This is a genomic window from Xanthomonas sp. BRIP62411, from assembly GCF_003993525.1.
Taxonomy (GTDB): domain Bacteria; phylum Pseudomonadota; class Gammaproteobacteria; order Xanthomonadales; family Xanthomonadaceae; genus Xanthomonas; species Xanthomonas euroxanthea.
Genome location: NZ_QEZI01000032.1, coordinates 70866 through 77049, shown reverse-complemented (window position 1 = coordinate 77049; position 6184 = coordinate 70866). Strand labels below are relative to the sequence as shown.

General features: G+C 66.5%; 8 protein-coding genes. 4 read left to right on the top strand and 4 right to left on the bottom strand.

Annotated elements, in window-relative coordinates:
* The first annotated feature begins 40 nt into the window (after window positions 1–40).
* The 4 genes from EO139_RS20995 to EO139_RS20980 all read left to right on the top strand — a co-directional run bounded on the left by EO139_RS20995 (window position 41) and on the right by EO139_RS20980 (window position 2829).
* A complete protein-coding gene (locus tag EO139_RS20995; RefSeq protein WP_164739960.1) occupies window positions 41–532 on the top strand; it encodes a TPM domain-containing protein in 492 nt (163 codons plus the stop codon).
* Between the two features lie 54 nt (window positions 533–586).
* Window positions 587–1477: a prolipoprotein diacylglyceryl transferase gene (gene lgt, locus EO139_RS20990; protein WP_119130767.1), complete on the top strand. Its 891-nt coding sequence runs from the start codon at window positions 587–589 to the stop codon at window positions 1475–1477.
* On the top strand, window positions 1474–2268 hold the full coding sequence (locus EO139_RS20985) for a thymidylate synthase (protein WP_104649447.1): 795 nt from the start codon (window positions 1474–1476) through the stop codon (window positions 2266–2268). The genes lgt and EO139_RS20985 overlap by 4 nt, the downstream gene beginning before the upstream one ends.
* A gap of 66 nt (window positions 2269–2334) precedes the next feature.
* Complete coding sequence (locus EO139_RS20980) at window positions 2335–2829, top strand: dihydrofolate reductase (protein ID WP_119129659.1); 495 nt, start codon at window positions 2335–2337, stop codon at window positions 2827–2829.
* Between the two features lie 73 nt (window positions 2830–2902).
* On the opposite strand, the gene EO139_RS20975 is transcribed toward EO139_RS20980, so the two are convergent.
* The 4 genes from EO139_RS20975 to pdxA form a co-directional block, all read right to left on the bottom strand.
* Window positions 2903–3865 carry a symmetrical bis(5'-nucleosyl)-tetraphosphatase gene (locus tag EO139_RS20975; RefSeq protein WP_119129660.1) on the bottom strand — a complete coding sequence of 321 codons (963 nt, stop codon included), beginning with the start codon at window positions 3863–3865 and terminating at the stop codon, window positions 2903–2905.
* A 28-nt stretch (window positions 3866–3893) separates the two neighbouring features.
* Window positions 3894–4277 carry a Co2+/Mg2+ efflux protein ApaG gene (apaG, locus tag EO139_RS20970; RefSeq protein WP_104532996.1) on the bottom strand — a complete coding sequence of 128 codons (384 nt, stop codon included), beginning with the start codon at window positions 4275–4277 and terminating at the stop codon, window positions 3894–3896.
* A gap of 36 nt (window positions 4278–4313) precedes the next feature.
* The gene (gene rsmA / locus EO139_RS20965; RefSeq protein WP_104584976.1) at window positions 4314–5102 is read right to left on the bottom strand and encodes a 16S rRNA (adenine(1518)-N(6)/adenine(1519)-N(6))-dimethyltransferase RsmA; all 789 of its coding nucleotides are present in this window, start codon (window positions 5100–5102) and stop codon (window positions 4314–4316) included.
* A 113-nt stretch (window positions 5103–5215) separates the two neighbouring features.
* On the bottom strand, window positions 5216–6184 hold the full coding sequence (gene pdxA / locus EO139_RS20960; protein WP_119129661.1) for a 4-hydroxythreonine-4-phosphate dehydrogenase PdxA: 969 nt from the start codon (window positions 6182–6184) through the stop codon (window positions 5216–5218).

The window sequence follows — 6184 nt, the reverse complement described above, 5'->3', positions numbered from 1 at the left end:
GTGGATCATCGGGAGGCGGTGGCGCCTCGGGGAGCTGGTGATGCGGTGGCTCAGACACGTTTTCGCGCCCTCGGCGCAGCGCAGTTTCCCGGCCAGCTGCATGGATGCGATCGCCGCGGCAGTGGCCGCCAGCGAGCGCACCCACACCGGGCAGATCATGGTGGCGGTGGATGCCGACCTGCCGCTGGAGGCGCTATGGCGTGGGCAGACCGCGCGCCAGCGCGCCGAACAGGTCTTCGCGCAATTGCGCACCTGGGACACCGAGGCCAATAACGGGGTACTGCTGTATCTGCTGCTGGCCGACCACGCCATCGAAGTGGTTGCCGACCGCGGCCTGCGCAGCCGGGTGCCGGAGGCGCACTGGGCCGAGGTGTGCCGGCGCATGCAGCAGTTCCTGCGCGATGGCGAGTACGAGGCGGCGGTGCTGGCCGGGATCGAGGCGGTGACCGCGCTGTTGACCGAGCATTTCCCCGCCGTCCCCGGCTCCCAGCATGAAGACGAGCTGCCCGATCGTCCCCAGCTCTTAGGCTGAGCGCGCGCGAGGTGTCAGAATAGACGCCTCGCTTTTTTGTGATCCGCGGTCCGCATGATCTATCTGCACGCCATCGACCCCATCGCCTTCTCGCTTGGACCGGTGCAGGTGCACTGGTACGGGTTGATGTACCTGGCCGCATTCTTCTCTGCCTGGGCACTGGGACGCTCGCGCATCCTGCGCGGCCGCCTGCCGGGTGTGGACATGGACGGATTTTCCGACCTGTTGTTCTACGGCATGCTCGGCGTGGTGCTGGGCGGGCGCATCGGCTACATGCTGTTCTATGCGTTCGACAGCTTGCTGGCCAACCCGTTGATCCTGTTCAAGGTATGGCAAGGCGGCATGAGCTTCCACGGCGGCCTGCTGGGCGTGCTGATCGCCTGCGGATTGTGGACGCGCAAGCATCGGCTGCACTTCTTCGACGTGATGGATTTCGTGGCGCCGCTGGTCCCGTTGGGGCTGGGCTTCGGGAGGCTGGGCAATTTCGTCGGCGGCGAGTTGTGGGGCAAGTTCACCCAGGCCGGTTGGGGCGTGATCTTTCCGCATGCGCCGGAGCTGGCCAATGTCGCACCAGCGCAAATCCAGGCGCAATACGTTGCCGGTGCGTTGACCCAGTTCGCGCGGCACCCGTCGCAGCTGTACGAAGCGGCGCTGGAAGGGGTGGTGATGTTCGTGGTGCTGTGGGCGTTCTCGATGCAGCCGCGCGCCCGCTATGCGGTGTCCGGGTTGTTTGCGCTGCTGTACGGCGTGTTCCGCTTCATCGTGGAATTCGTGCGGGTACCGGATGCGCCGATCGGCTACCTGGCCTTCAACTGGTTGACGATGGGGCAGATCCTGAGCCTGCCGTTGATTGCGGTGGGCCTGGTGCTGCTGGCGATGTCGCGCCGCGCGCCGGTGTTGCAGCCGGGGCGGGTGCAGGCCGTGGGCGTGGAGGCGGGCAAGTGAAGCCCTATCTGGACCTGCTGCAGCATGTGCTGGAACACGGCGCCGAGAAGTCCGATCGCACCGGCACCGGCACGCGCAGCGTGTTCGGCTGGCAGATGCGCTTCGACCTCAACGACGGCTTTCCGCTGGTCACCACCAAGAAATTGCATCTGCGCTCGATCATCCACGAGCTGCTGTGGTTCCTGCAGGGCGATACCAATATCGGGTATCTCAAGGACAACCAGGTCCGCATCTGGGACGAGTGGGCCGACGCCGATGGCAATCTCGGCCCGGTCTACGGCAAGCAGTGGCGGCGCTGGACCGGCCCGGACGGGGTGGAGATCGACCAGATGCAATGGCTGGTGGACGAGATCAAGCGCAACCCGGATTCGCGCCGGCTGGTGATCAGCGCCTGGAATGTCGGCGAACTGCCGCAGATGGCATTGATGCCATGCCACAGCCTGTTCCAGTTCTACGTGGTCGACGGCAAACTCAGCTGCCAGCTCTATCAGCGCAGCGGCGACATCTTTCTGGGCGTGCCGTTCAATATCGCCAGCTATGCCTTGCTGACGCATATGGTGGCGCAGGCGACCGGCCTGGGCGTGGGCGATTTCGTGCATACCCTCGGTGATGCGCACCTGTATTCGAACCACTTCGAGCAGGCACGCGAGCAACTGACACGCACCCCGCGCGCGCTGCCGACCTTGCGCCTGAATCCCGCCGTGACCGATCTGTTCGCATTCCGCTTCGACGACATCGCCATCGAGGGCTACGACCCGCATCCGGCGATCAAGGCACCGGTGGCGGTGTAGGCGGCGCTTCGCCGGCCGCGTGAGGCCACACGTTGCCTTGATGCTCGAAGGGATATCGTCTGCTGCATGAAACTGACCTTGATCGTCGCCTTCGACCGCAACAACGCCATCGGCCGCAATAACGAGCTGCCGTGGAAATTGCCGGACGACCTGAAGCGTTTCAAGGCGCTGACCTTGGGCAAGCCGATCCTGATGGGGCGCAAGACTGCGCAGTCGTTGGGACGTGCCCTACCGGGGCGTTTGAACCTGGTGCTGACACGTGCGGGGCAGGTGCCGTTTGCGGACATGCAGGCAGTGACGTCGGTCGATGCCGCGATTGCGCAGGCCGAGGCGGCCGGCGCACAGGAGTTGTGCGTCATTGGTGGCGGCGAGGTGTATCGCCTGACCATGGAACGTGCCGACCTGCTGGCGGTGACCGACGTGGACACCAGCGTGGAGCAGGCCGACACCTACTTTCCGCCGATCGACCCGGCCGTGTGGGAAGCCGTGCAGCGCGAACCGCATGCGGCCGATGCCCGTCATGCCTTCGCATTCGACTACGTGGACTATCGGCGACGCTGAGGCGTGTGCTTCGACTGAAGCGCGGGTGGCTCAGCGCTTGGTTCGATTCGCCTGACCAGACCCGTCTCTCAGCTCAGTCAGCAGCAGGAGTGGGCGGGGCGGTATCGGGAGCAGCGGTGGAACCGGCGCTCGCGTTCGCATGGTCCCCGCCGCCACCGCGCTGGCGTTGCCGCCGGCGCGGTGGCCGGTTGCGCTGCGCGGCCTGCGTCGGCTGCGTGATCGGGATTCCCGGTACCTGCACCACGCGCAATTCGTCGGTATCCAGCTGCAGCGCGGTGAGCTTGCCGCCCCACACCGCGCCGGTATCGATGGCATGCACGCCCTGGGTGATGGTCAGCCCGAGCGCGGACCAATGCCCGCAGACGATCTTCAGGTCGCGCTCGACCCGGCCCGGCACTTCGAACCACGGATACAGGCCCTGCGCCTGCGTCCCCGGCGTGCCCTTGTCGTCGGTGGCGATGCGCCCACGTGGTGTGCAATAGCGCATGCGCGTGAACAGGTTGATGATCGCGCGGCTGCGGTCGTACCCGCTCAGGCCCGGCGACCAGCCCGGCTGGTCGCCGTACATGTTGCGCAGCAGTTTGCGGTAGCCGCCGCCCTGCAGTTGCTGCTCGACCTCGCGTGCATGTTTCTCGGCCATCTGCGTGGTCCACTTCGGCGCGAGCCCGGCATGGATCATCATCCAGCCCAGGTCGCGGTCCACGTGTGCCAGCTTCTGCATCCGCAGCCAGTCGAGCAGCAGGTCGCGGTCTTCGGCCAGCACGATGCGCAGCAGATCCGGATTGACCTTGCGCTGCTCTTCTTCCGAGCGCGCGCCGATCGCCAGCAGCGACAGATCATGGTTGCCCAGCACCACCACGCTATGTGCGCGCAGCGAATGCACCAGGCGCAGCGTTTCCAGCGATTGACCGCCGCGGTTGACCAGGTCCCCGCAGAACCACAAGGTGTCCTGCGCAGGATCGAAGTTGATTTTTTCCAGCAACTGCTGGGTGATGTCGTAACACCCCTGCAGATCGCCAATTGCCCAGACGCTCATCGCGTGCGCTCCATCAGTCCAGCATCCATCAGTGCAGCGTCCTGGGTACGCTCAGCACGAAGGCGGCGATCGGGGCGGTGAATTCGGTGCCATCGTCGGCCACCATGTCGTAGTGGCCTTGCATCTGCCCCTGCTCGGTCTCCAGCAGCACGCCGGAGGTATAACTGAACGCCTCGCCGGGACGCAGCCAGGGTTGCTCGCCGACCACGCCTTCGCCATCCACCCGCTCGGTGCGTCCGTTGGCGTCGGTGATCTGCCAGTGACGCGCGACCAGGCGCGCGGGCACGGCGCCCGCGTTCTGGATGCGGATGCTGTAGGCGAAGGCATAGCGGCCTTCGTCGGGGGTCGACTGATGGGCGAGGAAGCGGGGCGACACCTCGACCTCGACCCGGTAGCGTGGATCATCGTGCATGCGGAAAGTCTAAAGAAAACCGTGTGGGAGCGGCGCTCAAGCCAGCTCGACATTGGCCAGACGGATGAAATCCGCGACCTCGAGTTGTTCGGCGCGTGCATCCGGGCGGACCTGCGCGGCCTCGAAATGGGCGGGCTCGCAGACGTTGGACAAGGCATTGCGCAGGGTCTTGCGACGCTGGCCGAAGCCGGCGCGCACCACGTCGGCAAAGCGCCGCCGATCCCTGATCAGCACCGTGGCCGGATCGCGCGGCACCAGCCTCACCACCGCCGAGTCCACCTTCGGTGGCGGCCGGAATGCGCCCGGCGGCACCACGAACAGTGCGGTCACCTCGCAATACGCCTGCAGCATCACGCTCAATCGCCCGTACACCTTGCTGCCGGGGCCGGCGGCCATGCGGTCGACCACTTCCTTTTGCAGCATGAAGTGCATGTCGGCCACCGCTGCGGCATGGTCCAGCGCATGGAACAGGATCGGCGAGGAGATGTTGTAGGGCAGGTTGCCGACCAAGCGGATCGGCGTGCCATCGGCCAGCGCAGTGAAATCCACACTGAGCACATCGCGATGGATGATGCTCAGCGCGCCGATCGGTGCGGCCGCCTCGGTCAATGGGGCGATCAGGTCGCGGTCGAATTCGATCACGGTCAGGGCGCCGTGCTTGCGCAGCAGCGGAAAGGTGATCGCGCCCTGACCAGGGCCGATTTCGACCAGGTGCTGGCCGGCGCGCGGGTCCACCGCCTGCACGATGCGGTCGATGTAATACCGGTCGGCAAGAAAGTGCTGGCCAAGCGACTTCTTGGCCGGTGCGCTGAAAGAATGATTCATGCGCGCAGTTTAACGTGGCAGCGCCTGCACGCGGTGCCGGTTCTGCGCCTGCAAGACGCGACAGACGGGCTGCGTGCACGCGGCGCACCGTTGAGCGCGGCAATCGCCGTTGCTCAGTCGCGTTTCGCCAGGCGCGCGCATAGCTCGGTGGCCGCCATCAGGCTGGACGGGTCGGCAAGACCGCGCCCGGCCAGCTCCAGCGCGGTGCCGTGATCGACCGCTACGCGCGGATAGGGCAGGCCGAGCGTGATATTGACCGCCTGCTCGAAACCGCTGTACTTGAGCACCGGCAGGCCTTGATCGTGATACATCGCCACCACCGCATCGAAACCGGTGAGCTTCTGCGGCAAGAATGCGGTATCGGCCGGAAGCGGGCCGATCAGCTGCATGCCGTCGCCGCGTAGCTGCTCCAGCACCGGAATGATGATGTCCAGTTCCTCGCGGCCCAGGTGCCCGTCTTCGCCGGCATGCGGGTTGAGGCCAAGCACCGCGATGCGCGGGCGTTCCAGGCCGAAGTCGCGTCGCAGTGCAGCGTCGGTGATGCGCAGGCAGCGCGTGACGGTGTCGGCGGTGATCGCATCGGCCACTGCGCGCAGCGGCAGATGGGTGGTCACCAGGGCGACGCGCACGATGGCATTGGCCAGCATCATCACCACCGGGCAGCCCGCCTGTTCGGCCAGCAGCTCGGTGGTGCCGGTATAGGGAATGCCGCCGGCATTGATCACCGCCTTGTGCACCGGGCCGGTGACGATGCCCTGCAGCCTGCCGGACAGGCAGTCGCCGGCGGCGCCACGCAGGCCGGCAATCACCGCTGCCGCATTGGCGGGGTCGGGCGTGCCGAAGCGGGTCGCCACGGCCTGGCGGATCGGATGCACCGGCAGGTCGCCGGGCGCACGCGCGCGCTGGTCCGGATCGAGCAACCGCACAGACAAGGACAGCGCCTTTGCGGCGCTGTGCAGGGTGTCCGGATCGGCGTAGGCGACCAGGTGGGCGTCCGAGCGCGGCCGCTGGGCGAGCCGGACGCATAGTTCCGGCCCGATCCCGGCCGGCTCGCCTGGCACCAGCGCGAGCGACGGGAGCAT